Genomic DNA, 2,599 nt, shown 5'->3' with positions numbered 1-2,599 from the left:
TTCAATTGTGGCATGTGGGAAGAATGTCCCATCCTGATTTTCATGGTGGTGAATTGCCTCATGCGCCTTCTGCCATAAATCCACATTCCAAATCTTTTACACCAGAGGGTTTCAAAGACACTGAAACACCCAAGGAAATGACTATTGAAGAGATCAAACAAACCATTCTGGATTACAAAAAAGCAGCAGAGAATGCGATGAGAGCAGGCTTTGATGGTGTGGAAATCCATTCCTCAAATGGTTATTTGTTGCACCAGTTTTTCAACAGGACTTCTAACGTAAGGACAGATGAATATGGTGGAAGCATTGAAAACAGAGCCAGGATCTTATTTGAAGTAATTGATACCATCAAAGAAGTAATGCCTGAAAATAGAATTGGATTGAGGTTGAACCCATCACTTCACGGCATTTTTGGAATGACGATGGATGAGGAAACTATCCCTACTTTTGATTACATCATTGAAAAACTCAATCAATATAACCTGGCCTATCTGCATTTGTCAGAACCTTTCAATGATATTTCCGAAATTCCTTATGCAGAAAAAGAGATTGCCAAAAGGTACAGGCCAATTTACAAAGGTACCCTGATCATCAATGCGGGCTTCGATCAGGAAAGGGGAAATCAATTTATCTTGGAGGGGCTGGCTGATGCAGTAGCGTATGGAAAACCCTTTATTTCCAACCCGGATTTGGTAGAGCGATTTGCCGAAAATGCACCTTTAGCAGAATGGGATCAAGCTACGTTTTATACTCCAGGAGAAAAAGGGTATACAGATTATCCTAAATTATCCGTTTCAAAATTGGTGTAATTTGAATGAAAGGCCGATATTCTTCGGCCTTTTTTATTAATTTGCCTTCATGTGTTTATTAGCATTTAATTGGAACAAGCATCCGGAATACAAATTGATCCTTGTGGCCAACAGGGATGAGTTCTTTGAAAGACCTTCAGCGCCCTTGCAGCAATGGGAGTCAGGATTTTATGCGGGTAAAGACCTGCGTGCCGGTGGTACATGGTTGGGCATTCATCCCAATGGCCGTTTTGCTGCCATTACCAATTTCCGTGACCTGAAAAACAAACAGGAGTTTTCCAAATCCCGAGGAGATCTGGTCAAAAATTTCCTGGAAGGGGAGATGGATCCCCAATCCTACATGGAGGAAATCGAAAAGGAGAAAATGGAGTATGAAGGTTTTAACCTGCTTGTCGCTGATCAGGAAGGACTTTATTACCTTTCCAACAAGGTGGAAGGTGTGCGCCAATTGAGTCCCGGACTTTACGGTTTGAGTAATGCGGTGGTGGAAACTCCCTGGCCTAAATTGATCAAAGCAAAGGAAAATCTCGCCAAGCATATTGCTGCTGATTCTTTTGATCCTTTAAGTCTGATGAAAGGACAGCAATCGAAGGAAACCTGTCCTCTGGAAATACTACCTGATACAGGCGCTACACCCGAGCAGGAAAAATTGCTATCTGCGCAATTTATCAATGTGGGGAACTATTATGGAACAGTAAATTCGACAGTTTTACTTTGGAAGTATTCTGGAGAAGTGGACATGATGGAAAGAAAATTTGATCAGGTAGCAGAAACCCACCAGGACACTAAAGTAAGTTTTAAAGTAAAGAACTTTTTGGAACAGAAGCAGTCCTAAACCTGTTGTAAAAGCATGGAAAATCAAGAGATTTTAGATGTTTTTATAGTTGGCGGCGGACCAATCGGTATGGCCTGTGGGATTGAATGTGAGAAAGCAGGACTGAATTACATTATTGTGGAAAAGGGGGTTCTGACCAACTCCCTTTTCAATTACCCCTTAAACATGACTTTTTTTTCCACTTCGGAGAAATTGGAAATGGGAGGCATACCTTTTATGTCCATAGCCCATAAACCTACACGAACCGAAGCTTTGGAATATTACCGCCGGGTAGCAAAAACTTGGAACCTGAAAATCAATTTATACGAAGAAGTCAAAACACTCGATAAGAAAGGAGATCTTTTTGAAATTGTTACCGGGAAAAGGAAATATATGACAAAACACATCATTATGGCTACGGGATTTTATGACCTACCCAACCTAATGAATGTACCAGGAGAAGACCTCCCTAAGGTGACCCATTACTACAAAGAACCCTGGCCATATAACGGTCAAAAAATCCTGGTAGTTGGTGGAGGTAATTCTGCGGTTGATGTGGCCTTGGAAACTTGGCGTAAAGGCGCTGAGGTAACCATGGTCTTAAAAGACGGTAGTGTTGATCCCAATGTCAAATACTGGGTCAAACCGGATATAGAAAACCGGATCAAAGAGGGTTCTATCAAGGCTTTTACGAATGCTCTGGTCAAAGAAATTAGGGAAAAGGAAGTGATCATCAATACGCCTAATGGAGAAGTCACTATTGAAAATGACTTTGTGCTGGCCATGACAGGTTATGTGCCCAATTTTGCCCTTTTGGATCAATTGGGCGTGGAGTTGAGCCTGGACGAAAAGCGTCAACCCTGCTACGATCAGACCAATCAGGAATCTAATGTGCCCGGCGTTTATCTGGCTGGAGTAGTTTGCGGGGGATTGAATACCAGGGAATTTTTTATCGAGAACTCCATCGTGCATGCCG

The 2,599-nt window shown here is 42.0% G+C and carries 3 protein-coding genes; all 3 read left to right on the top strand.

The window, feature by feature from the left end:
• Positions 1 to 809: alkene reductase (locus QZT73_RS07535; protein ID WP_291787492.1), on the top strand; the 809-nt coding region annotated here is incomplete at its 5' end.
• 49 nt (positions 810 to 858) lie between these two features.
• Positions 859 to 1,644, top strand: a complete 786-nt coding sequence (locus QZT73_RS07530) for an NRDE family protein (RefSeq protein ID WP_291787490.1) — start codon at positions 859 to 861, stop codon at positions 1,642 to 1,644.
• Positions 1,645 to 1,659: 15 nt separating this feature from the next.
• A partial coding sequence (locus QZT73_RS07525; protein WP_291787488.1) for a YpdA family putative bacillithiol disulfide reductase occupies positions 1,660 to 2,599 on the top strand: 940 nt, incomplete at its 3' end.

This window comes from Cecembia sp. (assembly GCF_007126775.1).
In the GTDB taxonomy this organism is placed as follows: Bacteria; Bacteroidota; Bacteroidia; order Cytophagales; family Cyclobacteriaceae; genus Cecembia.
This window is presented reverse-complemented; position numbering and strand designations above follow the sequence as displayed.